This is a genomic window from Rhizobium subbaraonis (assembly GCF_900220975.1).
Classification (GTDB): domain Bacteria; phylum Pseudomonadota; class Alphaproteobacteria; order Rhizobiales; family Rhizobiaceae; genus Mycoplana; species Mycoplana subbaraonis.
This window is the reverse complement of sequence record NZ_OBQD01000024.1, coordinates 1-15,088: the sequence shown is the minus strand read 5'-3', so window position 1 is coordinate 15,088 and position 15,088 is coordinate 1. Positions and strand designations below refer to the sequence as shown.

The 15,088-nt window shown below is 59.8% G+C and carries 17 protein-coding genes, 1 tRNA gene and 1 pseudogene; 11 read left to right on the top strand and 8 right to left on the bottom strand.

The window, feature by feature from the left end; genetic code table 11:
• Window positions 1-80 precede the first annotated feature (80 nt).
• Window positions 81-1,502, bottom strand: coding sequence for an IS1182 family transposase (locus CRO48_RS26440; protein ID WP_097142766.1), 1,422 nt, complete (start codon window positions 1,500-1,502; stop codon window positions 81-83).
• A gap of 200 nt (window positions 1,503-1,702) precedes the next feature.
• On the opposite strand from CRO48_RS26440, the gene CRO48_RS26435 reads away from it, so the two are divergent.
• The 9 genes from CRO48_RS26435 (at window position 1,703) to CRO48_RS26400 (ending at window position 9,914) form a co-directional block, all read left to right on the top strand.
• Window positions 1,703-2,449, top strand: coding sequence for a sulfite exporter TauE/SafE family protein (locus tag CRO48_RS26435; RefSeq protein ID WP_097142765.1), 747 nt, complete (start codon window positions 1,703-1,705; stop codon window positions 2,447-2,449).
• Between the two features lie 135 nt (window positions 2,450-2,584).
• Window positions 2,585-2,956: an ArsR/SmtB family transcription factor gene (locus CRO48_RS26430; protein ID WP_097142764.1), complete on the top strand. Its 372-nt coding sequence runs from the start codon at window positions 2,585-2,587 to the stop codon at window positions 2,954-2,956.
• Entirely contained in the window at window positions 2,949-3,476 is a 528-nt protein-coding gene (locus tag CRO48_RS26425; RefSeq protein ID WP_097142763.1) for an arsenate reductase ArsC, read from the top strand. The genes CRO48_RS26430 and CRO48_RS26425 overlap by 8 nt, the downstream gene beginning before the upstream one ends.
• Window positions 3,477-3,484: 8 nt before the next feature.
• Window positions 3,485-3,910 (top strand): arsenate reductase (glutaredoxin), encoded by a 426-nt coding sequence (gene arsC, locus CRO48_RS26420; protein WP_097142762.1) that lies wholly within the window; start codon window positions 3,485-3,487, stop codon window positions 3,908-3,910.
• A 9-nt stretch (window positions 3,911-3,919) separates the two neighbouring features.
• Window positions 3,920-4,975: an ACR3 family arsenite efflux transporter gene (gene arsB, locus CRO48_RS26415; protein ID WP_097142761.1), complete on the top strand. Its 1,056-nt coding sequence runs from the start codon at window positions 3,920-3,922 to the stop codon at window positions 4,973-4,975.
• Window positions 4,975-5,691, top strand: coding sequence for an arsenical resistance protein ArsH (gene arsH, locus CRO48_RS26410; protein WP_097142760.1), 717 nt, complete (start codon window positions 4,975-4,977; stop codon window positions 5,689-5,691). Before arsB ends, arsH begins: the two co-directional genes overlap by 1 nt.
• A 66-nt stretch (window positions 5,692-5,757) precedes the next feature.
• The gene (chrA, locus tag CRO48_RS26405) at window positions 5,758-6,957 is read left to right on the top strand and encodes a chromate efflux transporter (RefSeq protein ID WP_097142759.1); all 1,200 of its coding nucleotides are present in this window, start codon (window positions 5,758-5,760) and stop codon (window positions 6,955-6,957) included.
• Between the two features lie 330 nt (window positions 6,958-7,287).
• Entirely contained in the window at window positions 7,288-7,464 is a 177-nt protein-coding gene (locus CRO48_RS32435; RefSeq protein ID WP_175496432.1) for a hypothetical protein, read from the top strand.
• Complete coding sequence (locus CRO48_RS26400; RefSeq protein ID WP_097142758.1) at window positions 7,461-9,914, top strand: AAA family ATPase; 2,454 nt, start codon at window positions 7,461-7,463, stop codon at window positions 9,912-9,914. The genes CRO48_RS32435 and CRO48_RS26400 overlap by 4 nt, the downstream gene beginning before the upstream one ends.
• 118 nt (window positions 9,915-10,032) lie before the next feature.
• On the opposite strand, the gene CRO48_RS26395 is transcribed toward CRO48_RS26400, so the two are convergent.
• The 4 genes from CRO48_RS26395 to CRO48_RS26380 are packed head-to-tail and all read right to left on the bottom strand — an operon-like array spanning window position 10,033 to window position 12,879.
• The gene (locus CRO48_RS26395) at window positions 10,033-11,307 is read right to left on the bottom strand and encodes a three-Cys-motif partner protein TcmP (protein ID WP_097142757.1); all 1,275 of its coding nucleotides are present in this window, start codon (window positions 11,305-11,307) and stop codon (window positions 10,033-10,035) included.
• 22 nt (window positions 11,308-11,329) lie between these two features.
• A complete protein-coding gene (locus tag CRO48_RS26390) occupies window positions 11,330-12,112 on the bottom strand; it encodes a phage Gp37/Gp68 family protein (protein ID WP_097142756.1) in 783 nt (260 codons plus the stop codon).
• 36 nt (window positions 12,113-12,148) lie between these two features.
• On the bottom strand, window positions 12,149-12,580 hold the full coding sequence (locus tag CRO48_RS26385; RefSeq protein WP_097142755.1) for a type II toxin-antitoxin system VapC family toxin: 432 nt from the start codon (window positions 12,578-12,580) through the stop codon (window positions 12,149-12,151).
• Window positions 12,577-12,879: a hypothetical protein gene (locus CRO48_RS26380; protein WP_036742432.1), complete on the bottom strand. Its 303-nt coding sequence runs from the start codon at window positions 12,877-12,879 to the stop codon at window positions 12,577-12,579. The genes CRO48_RS26385 and CRO48_RS26380 overlap by 4 nt, the downstream gene beginning before the upstream one ends.
• A 294-nt stretch (window positions 12,880-13,173) precedes the next feature.
• Here CRO48_RS26380 and CRO48_RS26375 point away from each other — a divergent pair, with 294 nt between their 5' ends.
• Complete coding sequence (locus CRO48_RS26375; protein ID WP_102026017.1) at window positions 13,174-13,365, top strand: hypothetical protein; 192 nt, start codon at window positions 13,174-13,176, stop codon at window positions 13,363-13,365.
• A gap of 19 nt (window positions 13,366-13,384) precedes the next feature.
• Window positions 13,385-14,422 (top strand): annotated as a pseudogene (locus CRO48_RS33410) (recombinase family protein); the annotation flags it as partial.
• On the opposite strand, the gene CRO48_RS33405 reads toward CRO48_RS33410, so the two are convergent.
• The 3 genes from CRO48_RS33405 to CRO48_RS26365 all read right to left on the bottom strand — a co-directional run bounded on the left by CRO48_RS33405 (window position 14,362) and on the right by CRO48_RS26365 (window position 15,070).
• Window positions 14,362-14,637, bottom strand: a complete 276-nt coding sequence (locus CRO48_RS33405; protein ID WP_342588295.1) for a hypothetical protein — start codon at window positions 14,635-14,637, stop codon at window positions 14,362-14,364. The pseudogene CRO48_RS33410 and the gene CRO48_RS33405 overlap by 61 nt on opposite strands.
• Window positions 14,638-14,755: 118 nt before the next feature.
• Window positions 14,756-14,950, bottom strand: a complete 195-nt coding sequence (locus CRO48_RS33400) for a hypothetical protein (RefSeq protein ID WP_342588294.1) — start codon at window positions 14,948-14,950, stop codon at window positions 14,756-14,758.
• A gap of 43 nt (window positions 14,951-14,993) precedes the next feature.
• Window positions 14,994-15,070 (bottom strand) — tRNA-Met (locus CRO48_RS26365).
• Window positions 15,071-15,088: the final 18 nt, after the last annotated feature.

The following is a 15,088-nucleotide window of genomic DNA, read 5'->3' as shown; positions in this document are numbered from 1 at the left end:
GCGTTGCGGGGCAGGCTGTGCAGAAACTCGGCGACAATTCAGTGCGGGCGCGATGACGCGAGCTGAATCGAGCGGGGCTCTTAGCCCCGCGACATCAGCGCCCCGGTCCCGAAGGCGTTCGAAGCGCGGATGATGTTGAATGCCAGGACCGAGAGGGCAGCTTCGGCTTTCACCCGCCGCAAACCGCGGGTCAGGAAGCGGCCTCCGCCAGACATTCGCTTGATGGTGCCGAAGGGATGCTCCACCGTGCAGCGCCGGATCGTCATGAGATCAGGGTTCTCGTGAAGCCGACGCTCCATCCGATCGAGCGCGCCCTGATCCACGAGCCTGTGAATGGTGCGCTGATTTCCTGGCGTACACTGCGGCTTGATGTGGCAAGTCTGGCACGCGGGCGTTCTGTAACGGATCGCCCGATTTCGGGTATGCTTGCCCTTGGGATACATGGTTTCACCAGCAGGGCAGCGGATCGTGTCGGTCTGCTCGTCATGGACGAATTGCACGGGGCGGAAGTATTGCGCGCTCATGGCCCCGCGCTTGATCGGCGCTGCCACGCGGACACCGTCCTGTTCGCAACGCGCGACTTCCTGCGCGTTCGAGTAGCCCCCGTCCGCCAGCACTTCTAGCTGGTCAACGTCGAGCACTTCTTTTGCCGCTATCGCCATTGGATGCAGCAGCTGGCTGTCGTTGGCTTCGTTGGCGACATCGTTGTGAATGATCAGGCCGCTTTCGATATCGACGACACTCTGGAGATTATAGGCTGGGAACTTCGGAGCCCGGCCATATCCCATTGGTCGTGCATCCGGTTCTCCGAAGACCACGACGTTGGTATCATGCTCAGCAAGTTCGGCCTGCCGCTTTTCCAAGCGCTGCTTACGGCGTTCGAGTGACGCGATCGCGCTGGCAAACGCCGCGCGATTGACCGTCTGATCGCGCGCGCCCGCCGAGTGTTGATCTGCTATGTTGAGGCGGTCGAGATAGTAGGCGATTTCTGTTTCGGTATGAGCAATGTCGCGTGCCAGACGATCCGCTCCTGCAATATTCTTCGCGCTGGCAACCGCCCGCATCTTTGTTCCGTCCAGCGCCACCTTGCCAGGAGTGATCAAGCCGTTCTCGCGACAGAAACTGATGAATGCGGCCCCCGTGCGGATGATCGCTTCGGGGTTATCGTGCCGGAACGCCGCAATGGTCCGATAGTCCGGGGTCATGCGCCGCATCAGCCAGATGGCCTCCAGATCGCGCTGGCAGGCGCGCTCCAATTGGCGCGATGAACGCAACTGGTTCAGGTAGCCCCAGATGTAGAGCCGCAGCATGTCGCCGGGGTGATAGCCGGGTCGCCCCGTCGCGGCGGAGACAGTGCGCTCAAAGCCGAGCGCCGTGAGATCGAGCGTTTCGACGAAGGCATCTACGACTCGGACGAGAGATTCCTGCGACACGTAATCTTCAACATAGGCGGGCAGCAGTAACGGCTGGCTGCGATCATATCCCTCAATAAAACGTCCCATTTTGCCCCGTCCAGCAAGTAATGGAGTATAGCATCCGCGGGCGAATAACCCCAGTAAATGCTTGGCAATACATGCAATTTCTACTGTGGCAAGCTTCAGAACATATTGCTCGCATCAGTCTGGTGATAGACAAGGAGGCTTCGGGGAACGCGCGCGCTGCCGCACGCTCGGGATGCCGACCATGATGAGGTTCAGGCAAGGTGGAATTGGATGCGCTCTGGCTCGCGGTAGCCTTCTTCCTCATCGCGCTGATCTATGCATCGGTCGGTCAGGCCGGGGCATCCGGCTACATCGCGATCATGGCACTGCTCGGCTTTGCGCCGCTGGCCATGAAGACGACCGCGCTCGCTCTCAATTTTTTGGTTGCGGCAATCGGGACAGCCATGTTCCTGAAGTCTGGAAGGCTGTCATGGCGAAGCGTATGGCCTTTTGCGATCCTTGGCTTCCCATTCTCTCTGCTCGGCGGCGCTGTCCAGCTACCGGCGGATATCTATTACCCGGTCGTCGGGGTGGTTCTCGTCCTTTCGGCCGCTCAGATGGCGAGGACGGCCCTTCGTAGATCTGGAGTATCTGCGGACCTGCCAACCGATCCGCCGTTCATACCGGCGCTGGCCACGGGTGCGATCATCGGCTTCATATCCGGCACGACAGGGACCGGAGGGGGTGTATTTCTTGCGCCGGTGATCCTCGCGATGAACTGGGGAACAGCGCGCCAGACTGCCGCGACAACCGCCGTCTATAACCTGATGAACTCGGCGGCCGCACTGCTCGGAGCCTATGCCTGGTGGGATCAGATTCCGAGTGCGCTACCCGGCTGGCTGATCGCCGTCGCTGTTGGCGGCTCGCTCGGGGCCTTCATCGGCAGCCGTTACCTGCCCGAACTATGGCTGCGCATTATTCTGGCTGTAATCCTTTTTGCCTCAGGGGTAAGGCTGCTGTTCGGGTGACAGCCAGTTTGCCTGTCGCGACCGAGTTTCAGTGATGTCCCCGCCGTCGCGCAATTATCGCGGTTACCCGACGAGGCGGAAACTACGGACCATTGCCACCTAGACTTAAACCCATATGTCGATTAGTCTCGACATATGGAATCAGATAACGCCATCCTCGCTTTCGCCGCGCTCGCGCAACCGACCCGCCTCGACGTGTTCCGTCTGCTGATGGAGCATGAGCCGGATGGGTTGCCCGCAGGTGAGATCGCCCGCAGGTTGGATGTCCCCCACAATACCATGTCGACGCATCTGGCGACGCTGACGCGCGCCGGCCTGATCGAGCCGGAGCGGCACAGTCGGTCGATCATCTACCGGGCAAGGCTCGATGCCGTGCGCGCGCTCGCCAGCTTTCTAGTCAAGGATTGCTGCGGCGGCCGACCCGAGATCTGCGCGCCGCTGATCGCTGATTTTTCCCCTTGCTGCCCACCGCAAACCCTCGCCGCCAAGGAGGCTGCCCATGACTGACCGCATCTTCAACGTTCTGTTCCTCTGCACCGGCAACTCGGCGCGCTCGATCCTCGCAGAAAGCATCCTGAACAAGGATGGCGAAGGCCGCTTTCGCGCCTTCTCTGCCGGGTCGCAGCCGAAGGGCGCGGTCAATCCCTTCGCGCTGAAGGTATTGCGGAGCTTCGACTATCCTTCTGAAGATTTCCGCTCGAAGGGTTGGGAGGAGTTTGCCGGCCCTGGCGCGCCTGTCATGGATTTCGTTTTCACTGTCTGCGACAACGCCGCCGGCGAAGCCTGCCCGGTTTGGCCAGGTCAGCCGATGACCGCCCATTGGGGGATCGAAGACCCTGCTGCCGTCGATGGGCCAGATATCCAGAAGGAAGCCGCTTTCGTTGCAGCCTTCCGCTACATGAAGAACCGCCTCTCGGCGTTCACGTCCCTGCCGGTCGCCAGTCTCGACAAGGCGTCGCTGAGCACGAAGCTGACCGAGATCGGCCAGTCTGATGGCGCGTCGTCTCCACGCAACAGCGCAGCGTGAGGCCGGCCATGGACGTCATCATCTATCACAACCCGGATTGTGGCACCTCGCGCAACACGCTGGCGATGATCCGCAATGCGGGCGTCGAGCCGCATGTCATCGAATATCTGAAGACACCGCCGTCGCGCGAGATGCTGACCCGACTTATTGCGCGCATGGGCATATCGGTGCGGGAACTGCTGCGCGAGAAGGGCACTCCATATGCGGAACTGGGCCTTGGCGACCCGGCTTTGAGTGACGCGCAATTGCTCGACGCGATGATGGCGCATCCCATCCTGATCAACCGGCCCATCGTCGTTAGCCCGAAGGGCGTGAGGCTCTGCCGGCCGTCCGAGGAAGTGCTCGACCTGTTGCCCCCGCAGCGCGGCGAGTTCGTCAAGGAAGACGGCGAGCGAGTGATCGACGAACACGGCCAGCGTGTCGCAACGGCCTGAGGGAATTCCATGTCTACCTTCGAACGCTCCCTCACCCTCTGGGTCGCGCTGTGCATCGTGGTCGGCATCGCGCTCGGCCATTTTCTGCCGGGTGCATTTCATGCCATCGCGGCAATGGAAATTGCCAAGGTCAACATGCCGGTGGCGGTGCTGATCTGGCTGATGGTCATCCCCATGCTGCTCAAGATCGACTTCGCCGCACTGGGCGAGGTCGGCCGCCACTGGCGCGGCGTCGGCGTGACACTGTTCATCAACTGGGCAGTAAAACCGTTCTCGATGGCGCTGCTGGGATGGTTGTTCATCGGCTGGCTGTTCCGGCCCTATCTGCCGGCGGATCAGATCGACAGCTATATCGCCGGCCTCATCATCCTCGCCGCAGCACCTTGCACGGCCATGGTGTTCGTCTGGTCGAACCTGACCAAGGGCGAGCCGCATTTCACCTTGAGCCAGGTCGCCCTCAACGACGCCATCATGGTTGTCGCCTTCGCGCCTATTGTCGGGCTGTTGCTGGGCCTGTCGGCCATCACGGTGCCATGGGGCACGCTGGTTCTGTCGGTCGTGCTCTATATCGTCATTCCCGTCATTATCGCGCAGATCATCCGTCGCCGGATGCTGGCCAGTGGCGGGCAGGCAGCTCTTGACCGACTTCTTGCAAAGCTCGGCCCGGCCTCCCTCGTTGCCCTGCTGGCGACGCTGGTTCTGCTGTTCGGCTTTCAGGGCGAGCAGATCATCGCGCAGCCGGCAATCATTGGCCTGCTCGCTGTGCCGATCCTGATTCAGGTCTATTTCAACTCCGGGCTTGCCTATCTGCTCAACCGGATGGCCGGCGAGCAGCATTGCGTGGCCGGCCCCTCGGCGCTGATCGGTGCGTCGAATTTCTTCGAGCTGGCGGTTGCTGCGGCCATCAGCCTGTTCGGCTTCCACTCAGGCGCGGCCCTCGCCACGGTCGTCGGGGTGCTGATTGAAGTGCCGGTGATGCTCTCGGTCGTCTGGATCGTGAACCGCTCCAAAGGCTGGTATGAGCGCGGCGGCAAAGTTTCAAAGCTGGCGGAAGCACAGCGCTGATGCCGCACGATCTTCCCAATCTTTATGCCGGCTGCGTTGATACTCCCAGCCTTGGTCGGCTGCGCGTAGCCGCCCCGTCTACCCATCCGCCGCGTATCCTGCTGCTTTACGGCTCGCTCCGTGAGCGATCCTACAGCCGCTTGCTGACATTCGAGGCCGAGCGTCTGCTCAAACACTTCGGGGCAGAAACGCGCATCTTCGATCCGTCCGGCCTACCGCTGCCGGATGGGGCTGACGTCAATCATTCCAAGGTGCAGGAGCTTCGCGAACTCTCGCTCTGGTCGGAAGGTCAGGTCTGGACCAGCCCGGAGCGTCACGGTGCGATGAGTGCGGTGATGAAGGCGCAGATCGACTGGATTCCCCTTTCGGTCGGAGCGGTAAGGCCGACGCAGGGCCGGACACTCGCCGTCATGCAGGTCTCAGGCGGCTCGCAGAGCTTCAACGCCGTCAACCAGATGCGGGTGCTCGGCCGCTGGATGCGGATGGTGACGATCCCCAACCAGTCGTCCGTCGCCAAAGCATATCAGGAGTTCGATGAAGCAGGCCGGATGAGACCATCGTCATATTATGATCGAGTGGTCGACGTTATGGAAGAGTTGGTGAAGTTCACGCTGCTAACGCGCGATATCTCACCCTACCTGACCGACCGCTATTCCGAACGCAAGGAGAGTGGCGAGGCCCTTATGAAGCGGGTCAATCTGACGGCTGCAACCTGAGAATCTATCCTGCGCCGATCACACGTCACCGCTCGCAACAATGCCCGAACCAACGAGGTCTCATGAATGGATCAAAGCCACCAGCAGTCAAAGGCCAGCGTCGCCGAAGTTTTCCGCGTTTTCCTGAAGCTGGGGCTCACCTCATTCGGTGGACCGATCGCGCATCTGGGCTATTTCCGGGACGAGCTGGTGACGCGGCGAAAATGGCTGAGCGAAAGCGCCTATGCCGATCTGGTGGCGCTATGCCAGTTCCTGCCCGGTCCGGCCTCAAGCCAGGTTGGCTTTGCGCTTGGTTTGACGCGAGCGGGATGGCTCGGCGCGCTTGCGGCTTTCCTCGCCTTCACACTTCCATCGGCTCTGGTCCTTCTCGCGCTCGCCATGACGGCTACGCGGCTGGAAAGCCCGCTTGCGCTCGGCGTCCTGCATGGTCTGAAGATCGTGGCCGTCGCCATTGTGGCGCAAGCTGTGTGGGGCATGGCGAAGAACCTCTGCCCCGATAAGGAGCGCGCTACGATCGCGGCCGTTGCCGTGCTTCTGCTTGCCTGGGCGCCGGGCGCCATTGGAATGATGACCGCCATACTCCTTGGCGCAATCGCCGGGCTGGTTCTCATCAATGGACAGGTCGCGGTCGGCGACCATCTGCCGGTCCCGGTTTCACGGACAGCCGGACTGACGGCCTTTGCGCTGTTCGCTGCCTTGCTGATCGGTCTCCCGCTCGTCGCCGGACAGGCGCAGGGATGGGCGCTGGCCGATAGCTTCTACCGCGCCGGCTCGTTGGTTTTCGGCGGCGGGCATGTGGTGCTGCCGCTTTTGCAGGCCGAAACCGTCACGCCGGGATGGGTGTCGGATGACGCCTTTCTCGCGGGCTATGGCGCGGCGCAGGCAGTGCCGGGGCCACTGTTCACATTCGCGGCCTGGCTCGGGGCGGTCATGGGACCGCAGCCGAACGGCGTAGCCGGTGCCGCAATCACTCTTGCCGCACTTTTCCTGCCGGGCTTCCTGATCCTGATCGGGGCGCTGCCCTTCTGGGATCAGTTGCGCCGCACGACATGGGCGCAGTCGGCCATGCAGGGCGCCAATGCTGCGGTCGTCGGCATTCTCGGCGCGGCCCTCTATACGCCGGTCTTCACCAGCGCGATCGGAGGCATGCCGGATTTCGCACTGGCCTTGATTTGTTTCGTGGCGCTGATCGCCTGGAAAGCTCCGCCATGGGTTGTCGTATTGTTGGCGGCCGTGGGCGGAGTTGCCCTTGGCTTGGTGACGTAAGGCGGTTTCGAAAAACTATCGGGCTCACTCTGTCAAACCCGAGGTGGCACGATGCTGAATTGTGTCGCGCCGCGCCACCGCTAGCGGGCGAGATCCAAGCCCAGCGACATCAGAGCGAGTTTCTGCACAGCCTGGGGGTCTCTCCGCAGAAGGGGGTGTGCCGGCAACCCCGGCGCCGGCCAGGGGGAAGGCTTTCCCCCGCAAAATCGCAAACCCGCAAATACGGATATCAGGGTTTCAGAAGTTAGACCCGCTGCACGTTTCGAGCTTCCCGCGAAGCTACTTCGCGCTACAATTGGTGCCGATTCTGCGGGCAATACATGGGGCTACATGGTAACGCTGCAACAGGACATTGCGAAGAAGTTCATTTCAGCTCTTGAGGAGGGGAAAGAACTCGATTCCGACAAGGTTGAAGAGATCAGGAAGCTGCTGTCGGACGATAAGAAGATCAAGGCTGACGACTTCGTAAAAATCTTCTCGACGCCGGTTGGCGGTGATGTGAAGTGATCAAACTCGAAACCGCTCACGTCGAAGAGTTCCGCGGAATTCGCAAGCTCGACATCAACTTCGGAAAGGGAACCTTCGCGATCTCCGGCCCGAATGGAACCGGCAAGAGCGGTGTCATTGACGCGATAGAGTTCGGCCTTACCGGAGAGATCGGGCGTCTGACTGGGCGGGGTACGAAAAGCCTTTCGGTTTCAGAACACGGCCCGCATGTCGACAAGGTGAAGTTCCCGGACGCTGCCTTCGTGGAGTTGAGGGTTTTCATTTCCGCTCTCGGCAAGTCGGCGACGATCACGCGGAAGGTATCTGCTCCAGGCAAGCCGAAGATTGTGCCTCCCGACGCAGATGTGAAAGCGGCACTCGCCGAGATCGCGGATCATCCGGAAATCACGCTCGCACGGCGTGACATTCTTCGTTTCATTCTGGTGGAGCCGACAAAACGCTCGGAGGAAATCCAGGCGATTCTGAAGCTGGACGGCATCGGACAGACTCGCGCCGCGCTCAATACCGCGCAGAATAAGCTACAGACCGGATTCAAGGCTGCAACAAGCCAAGTGCAGTCAAGCCGCGATACGTTGCAGCGGCATCTACAGATCACTACGTTCGGCGCCGCGGAGTTGCTGGCCTCGGTCAACCCAAAGCGAGAATCGGTTGGCCTGCCAAAGATCGAAACGCTGACATCCGACACGCAGATCGATGCAGGTCTTTCCGACGCCGACAAGCTGTCTGAGTTCAACAAGCAATCCGCACTGCGTGATCTCCAGGCGTTGTCGGATATGCTCGGCTCCCTTGCGGACATGGGGAAGGAGGAAGCAGCGGCAATCCTTTCCGGCATCGCGACGCTGGAGGGCGATCCCGCCCTGCTCCAAGCTTTGCAGCGGCGTTCGCTGGTGGAAAAGGGGCTTGAACTTGTCGATGGACCCGAGTGCCCGCTATGCGATCACCCTTGGCCTGACGAGAACCATCTGCTCGCACACCTCAAGGCCAAGCTCTCAAAATCCGAGGACGCCGGCAAACTGCAGACGTCTCTTCTTTCGAACGGCGGCAACCTCGCCGCCCATGCGGAAAACTTGCTCGGCCTTCTCAGGCAGGCTCTGAGGATCGCAAAAGAGGAAGACGACGCGGTCGGAGCCGATATCATAACCGCATGGGGGACTGACCTTCAGGAATTGAAGGGGCAACTTGGGAATTTCGACGGGCTGATCGGTTTGAAAGAGCGGTTGGGCAGTGGATGGCCCAAAATGCCTGAAGCTACTCCTTCTAGGCTTGCCGCCCTCACGGCCAAGGTCCACGCGAAACCTGACCAGAGCGCGGCCATCGAAGCGCAGACGTTTCTCACGACAGCGCAGCTTCGCCTCAATGACTACCGCGACGCCATGCGGAGGAACGAGGCCGCGAAGGCCGCCAGCAATGCGGCTAGGGCAACCTACGAGGCCTATTGTCGCGTCATGGAACAGGAGCTGAATGCTCTCTATGACGACGTTCAGGACGATTTCAGCACTTTCTACCGTCTGATCAATGAGGACGATGAGGCGAAGTTCACGGCGAAGCTGACACCCAGCGAGGGGCGGCTCGATTTCGACGTGAATTTCTACGAGCGCGGTCTTTTCCCGCCCGGCGCTTATCACAGCGAGGGGCATCAAGACGGCATGGGGGTATGTCTTTACCTCGCCTTGATGAAGCGCCTTTTCGCGAAGAGCTTCACGATCGCACTGCTGGACGATGTGGTGATGTCCGTCGACTCGGGCCATCGCTACCAGTTTTGCAAGTTGCTGAAAACGCATTTCCCCGACACGCAGTTCATCATAACGACGCATGATCGCCTATGGGCGGAGCAAATGAAGTCAGCGGGGCTTGTTACCGCGAAGACGTCGCTGGCGTTCCATAGCTGGACTGTGGATACAGGTCCGCTTGTCGAGTCAAACGCGGATATCTGGGATGAGATCGCTACGGCTCTCGCCAAGGGTAAGGTCGAGACAGCCGCCCACGGGCTACGGCACCATCTGGAATACGCATCACGCCAGCTCGCGGACCAACTTGGCGCGCGGCCGATTTTTCGGGCGGATGGCAACTATGACCTCGGCGAATTGCTACCCAACGTCCTCTCGCGCGCGAAGGATGTCTATGGAAAGGCCGCTGATGCAGCTCAGTCGTGGGGCAATGCCGCCGCAAAGGAAGCCGCGCTTGAGCGCAAGGCAACACTCTCCAGCTCTAGCGGGGCGAGCAATGTCGAGCAGTGGGCTGTCAACAAGGCCGTGCATTACAATGAGTGGGCCAACTTCGGGAAGAAGGATTTCGAGCCTGTGGTGACGGCATTCAAGGAATTGCTGGAGTGTCTGCGGTGCAAGGACTGCCAATCGTGGTTATACGTGTCTCCGCGGGGTGGTTCTCCTGATTCTCTGCGTTGCCAATGCAGCACCGTGAGCCTGAATCTCAAGGCAAAACCAAAGTGACCCTGAACGCCGATGAAACGGCCAACTCTGATGCGTTTCACAAGGGGGGTAGCAACTCCGACAGGTATACTGAAGATTGATGTTTACCGTCTCGCGACAGACGCAATCCGGAGCTGGGTCAGTTCTTACCCTTTATTCCTTTCCGGTTCGAACTCGCACTTAGAAACATTGGAAAAAAGCTACGCTGGTTTTTCACTTTGATGATGTCGTCGGCCGCGATCGTATTCGCCTTTCGTCGTTCACCGCCGGCAGGCGTAATTACCTCAAGATCCGGATTCTCGATGATTGCGGCATGAACGTCATCAGCATGAGCCGGTGTGATGTTGTAGATGCTCTCATAGAACTCCATAACGGACATGGCGTCTCCCGCGTCGCTCACCAGGCGGGGAATGTCTCCCATGAGCTGCTCCTTGGCAGAGGCTCGTCCATTATTATCGAACAGGTATAGTCTGCCTTCGTCATCACGCGGATCGTAGGAGAGCATGTTGAGACCCGAGCGGCCAAAATGCGCTTGGAGGGTCGCGTTGTCATGGAGGATATTATTGTAAACCTGCCGTGCTCGGCAGGCATTGGCGAAATGAATAAACCAATAGCGCCAGCCATCAGGATTGTTGATCGAGAACGGGCTCACAAATGGCGCACATCGATGGAAGACCTCGAAGACCATCTTCTCCGCCGTTCCGAGCCAGTCGTTCTTGCTCATAAGGTCGTTCCGGGACGTGATGTCGGTGCCCTTGATACCAAGGTAATCAAGCCGCTTCGTTAGCTGGTCCGGCTGGTCCTTCTTGAGGAAGGCCAACAAAGAGCTGATCATGAAGGTGTAGAAAATCTCCGCCGATGCATACGAGCGCATGATGTCAATAATCGTTTCGCGATTGACGTGACTGTCACCGCACTGGTCGAGATTAAACAGGACATTTTTATATCGGCCCTGTTCAAGAAGGCCCTTGATCCGGGGATAGGCGACTTCAAAGAACTCGTTGAGGTATTCGACGCGCAGATGCAGCCTCGGGCACGTTGCGGCGATGTCAGCCTGCATCGGCGCGACATGCCCCTTCAGAAGCTCGACGGCATCAAGGCTGGCGTCGTTGAAGATCAGCAGGCATTCGACCTCAATCATGCCGAGGCCCTGCACCGTGCGATGAGTGTTTACTGCTTCCACTGCGCGCTTCAATTCTTCGATGAAGATCAACGGCGAGCCAGGGGAGCCGCATTGGTAGCGGCCACCGCCTGCGAAACCGTCGACGATAGCAAGCCGAAAGCGTTCGCGCTGGGGAAGCTTGCAGCGAACAGTCAGATAGTCGAAGACGTATTCACGCAGGATCTTATGCTTGCGTTTGGAGTGGTCTTCCAGTTTTGCGCCATCCGGCCATTCGTACTGTTTCCTCGTCATTTCGCCCCCAAGTCCCCTGTTCTTATGCGGCCGGCTGAGGCGCTATCGGCATCTCATCCCAAGTTCGGCCTCGATACTCGCGTCCGTTTGCCTTTTTTGACCGCTTTTTGTTGTCCTTGCCCCATGTACCCCACTGCTTGAAGAAGAACGCCGTCCCTGCCGTTTGGCAATTGGTGTAGATTTCATCGATCCATTCTTCACGGATGGGACGAGCGGATTTCCCACTTTCACCGCCCACGATTGCCCAATGGATTTCACTGAGGTCGATGGTGCCGACGGCGTCGATCAGAGGCTCGAATGATATGAAGCGGATCGCAGCAGGCGCTTTCCGCAGATGCTCGATCCGTTCGGCTACAGCAGCGTTTTCGATGCTGGTCCCAAGCCACACGTTGGGCAGAACCTCGCCTATCTTGCTGGCCACCAGATCGGCCATTCTCTCTGGCCGTTTCGTGAGTATCTGATAGTTGTGGTGCGGCGTCTCGCGCATGATTTGCCATACATCGAGAATGAAGTCGTCGCTGACCTGTTCGTGGAACAGATCGCTCATGGAATTGACGAAGATCTTGCGCGGCTTGCGCCACCGAAGTGGTATGGATAACGCCTCGCGGTCTTCGCGCACCACCCCGTTCCAAACGGTGCGTCGGCCAGTTTTGCGGGTCAGCCCCGCATATTTCTCGACGCCCATCGCCTCCAGGCGCTTGGCCATTTCCATTGCATAGCAGTGCGTGCAGCCGGCCGTTACAATCGAACACCCGGCGACAGGATTCCAGGTGGCGTCGGTCCACTCGATCTGGGTTTCAGCCACATTTTCCTCCCGAGCATTTTGCTCTCTGCCGCAGCATCAAACGAAGCCTCGCATGGGGTTGATGAACTGGATACCGGCGAAGTCCTTTTCGTTGTCCGTGATCACAACGCAATCGTTTGCGCCTGCCGTCGCCGCGATGATCATGTCGAGCCCGCTGCGAGGGCGTCCAGCGGCCTTGCCGTCCGCCATCAATCGCGACCAGATCAACCCGGCCTTGTCGTCGAATGGCAGTATGCGCCCCGCAAAAAGAGCCTGCGGTCCCTCCGGTCCTGTGAACCACGTATCGAGAACCTCTCGTTTCTTGCCACGTGGTTTTTCTAAAATGCCGCGGCGTATTTCAGCTATAGTCAGAGACGCGACGAACAGGTCTTGATCGCTCTGCTCGCTCCACCATGCCAGCAGCGATTCCGAGGGCTGCGGCTTGACGGTGTTACTGATGATGTTGGTGTCAAGGAGATAGCGCGTCACAGATCGACCCGTCGCCCTTCCTCGCGCGGGCGCGACAGATCGAGATCGGCGCCGACCAAAGGCGAGCGGCGCAGGGCCGACAGAATGCCGCTGGATTTCGAAGGCTCACCCGAAACAAGAGCCCTCACCGTCTGTCGGGCTTGCTCTGCCTCTGGTCCTTCTTCGGCCAGTTGACGGGCGAGCGATCGGATTAGATCGCGATCGGATTCCAGCGCAAGAACCTCAAAGCGCTTGAAGCCGCGCTGTGTCAGGCGCGCCCGGTAATTCTCGATCGCTCTCTTCTGCGCAGCATTGCTCATGGCTGGCCTCCGTGGTATATATCCTGACATATAGCCGATTTCTGCGTTGCAAACAAGGGATGTCAGCGATGGCCCTGGACGCTCACCACAGAGCAGTAATGCACGAGAATACTGCGCGTTCACGTCAGTATTTTCCATATGCTGTAGCACGAAGGATTGCGCCGCGCTTCGCCGATGCCGCCGGGGGCATACTTTCCGCCGCCAACTATACGCGTGTTATTTCAATTGCTTATGCTGATCTTCGGGTGAATGCTTGGATGTATGACTTTACGATCAACCCATTCACCGGCGAAGATGACAAGCAACGAGCGCGAAGAGTTGCTCGAATCCCTGCTCATCGACGAGCCGGACCTGACCTTTACGCCGAGGGGCGATCCCGATCCGCGGCTTTTGCTTCTGGTCGACTTTCTGGCGCGACAGGCAGCACGGGAATGCTACGCGGAAGAAGTCAGGATGACGAGGCGACGGGGGAAGCGCACCTCCTGATGCCGAAAGGAGAGGTGCATTGAAGGTCGCGATCTACGCCCGCTATTCCTCCGACAATCAACGCGACGCCTCGATCGCCGACCAGCTCCGCATGTGCCGGCTTCATGCCGAGAAGCAGGGCTGGCAGATCGTCGAGGAATATTCCGACCACGCGATCTCCGGCTCGTCGCTGCTCCGCCCCGGCATCCAGGCCCTGATTTCCGACGCGACACGCGGGTGCTTCAACCTGATCCTCGCCGAAGCCATGGATCGGCTTTCACGCGATCAGGAGGACATAGCGGGCCTCTTCAAGCGCATGTCCTATTCGGGCGTGAAGATGTTCACCCTCTCCGAGGGTGAAGTCTCGCATCTGCATGTCGGCCTGAAAGGCACGATGAACGCGCTGTTCCTGAAGGATCTGGCCGACAAGACCCGGCGCGGGCAACGCGGCCGGGTCGAGGCGGGCAAGTCGGGCGCCGGCAACTCCTACGGCTATGACGTGGTGAAGAAGCTGGACGCTAACGGCGAACCGATCCGCGGCGATCGCACGATCAACGAAGCTCAAGCCGAGGTCGTGCGCCGCATCTTCCGCGACTATGCCGCCGGCAAGTCGGCCAAGACCATCGCCTTCTCCCTGAACAGGGATGGCATTGCCGCCCCGTCTGGCGGCGATTGGGGCTTCAGCACGATCAACGGCAATCCGAAGCGTGGCAACGGCATCCTCAACAACGAGATGTATGTGGGCAAGATCGTCTGGAATCGTCAGCGCTTCGTCAAAGACCCGGATACCGGCAAGCGGCAGGCCCGGCCCAACCCGGAATCCGAATGGGTCATTCAGGAAGCGCCGGAACTGCGCATCCTCGATGACGATCTCTGGAACGCCGTGAAGGCGAGGCAGGGCGAGAACCGCACCGAACGCGACGAAAGCGGCATTGCGGATGTCCGGAAGATGAACCATCGGCGCCGGCCAAAATATCTGTTCTCTGGACTGACCAAATGCGCCTGCTGCGGTGGCGGTTATTCCGCGATCTCGGCGACGCTGATCGGCTGCTCGACAGCGCGCAACAAGGGCACCTGCGACAACCGGGTGAACATCCGCCGCGACGAGTTGGAGGCGCGCGTTCTGAACGCCTTGCGTACCAAACTTGTCGATCCCGAGATGTTCGCTCGCTTCTGCGAGGTATTCACACAGGAGATGAATCGCCTACGCATGGAAGGCCGTGCGGGCATTGCCTCGGCGGAAGCCGAGATCGAAAAGACCGAGCACGAACTGGCGAAGCTATTGACCGCCATTAAGGCTGGCGGGCCGATTGAAGCCATCGTAGAGGACATGAAGCGGCTGGAAGCTCGGAAATCGGAGCTGAGGACGTTCCTGGCCGAGGCCGAGGAACCCCCTCCCCTGCTGCACCCTTCAATGGCGCTCCAATACCGCAAGCGGGTCCAGCAGCTCTATGAAGCCCTGCAGGACGAAGAGGAAGAGAAGCGGATCGAGGCGGCGGACATCCTTCGCTCGCTGGTGAACCAGATCGTTCTGACCCCCGTGGACGGCAAGGTGGAGATCGACGTTCAGGGCGATCTCGCTGGAATCCTTATAATTTCCGCACAAACGAAAAACCCCGCCGGAGGGCGGGGTGGATCGCAAGTAAAGATGGTTGCGGGGGCAGGATTTGAACCTGCGGCCTTCAGGTTATGAGCCTGACGAGCTACCGGGCTGCTCCACCCCGCGTTATTCCGGTTATGTATT

Coding starts and splice junctions, on each gene's coding strand:
- CRO48_RS26425 (WP_097142763.1), top strand. CDS start 2,949: ATGACTGACCGCATCTTCAACGTTCTGTTCCTCTGCACCGGCAACTCG.
- arsB (WP_097142761.1), top strand. CDS start 3,920: ATGTCTACCTTCGAACGCTCCCTCACCCTCTGGGTCGCGCTGTGCATC.
- arsC (WP_097142762.1), top strand. CDS start 3,485: ATGGACGTCATCATCTATCACAACCCGGATTGTGGCACCTCGCGCAAC.
- arsH (WP_097142760.1), top strand. CDS start 4,975: ATGCCGCACGATCTTCCCAATCTTTATGCCGGCTGCGTTGATACTCCC.
- CRO48_RS26430 (WP_097142764.1), top strand. CDS start 2,585: ATGGAATCAGATAACGCCATCCTCGCTTTCGCCGCGCTCGCGCAACCG.
- CRO48_RS33405 (WP_342588295.1), bottom strand. CDS start 14,637: ATGGCGGTCAATAGCTTCGCCAGTTCGTGCTCGGTCTTTTCGATCTCG.
- CRO48_RS32435 (WP_175496432.1), top strand. CDS start 7,288: ATGGTAACGCTGCAACAGGACATTGCGAAGAAGTTCATTTCAGCTCTT.
- CRO48_RS26375 (WP_102026017.1), top strand. CDS start 13,174: ATGACAAGCAACGAGCGCGAAGAGTTGCTCGAATCCCTGCTCATCGAC.
- CRO48_RS26380 (WP_036742432.1), bottom strand. CDS start 12,879: ATGAGCAATGCTGCGCAGAAGAGAGCGATCGAGAATTACCGGGCGCGC.
- chrA (WP_097142759.1), top strand. CDS start 5,758: ATGGATCAAAGCCACCAGCAGTCAAAGGCCAGCGTCGCCGAAGTTTTC.
- CRO48_RS26440 (WP_097142766.1), bottom strand. CDS start 1,502: ATGGGACGTTTTATTGAGGGATATGATCGCAGCCAGCCGTTACTGCTG.
- CRO48_RS26395 (WP_097142757.1), bottom strand. CDS start 11,307: ATGACGAGGAAACAGTACGAATGGCCGGATGGCGCAAAACTGGAAGAC.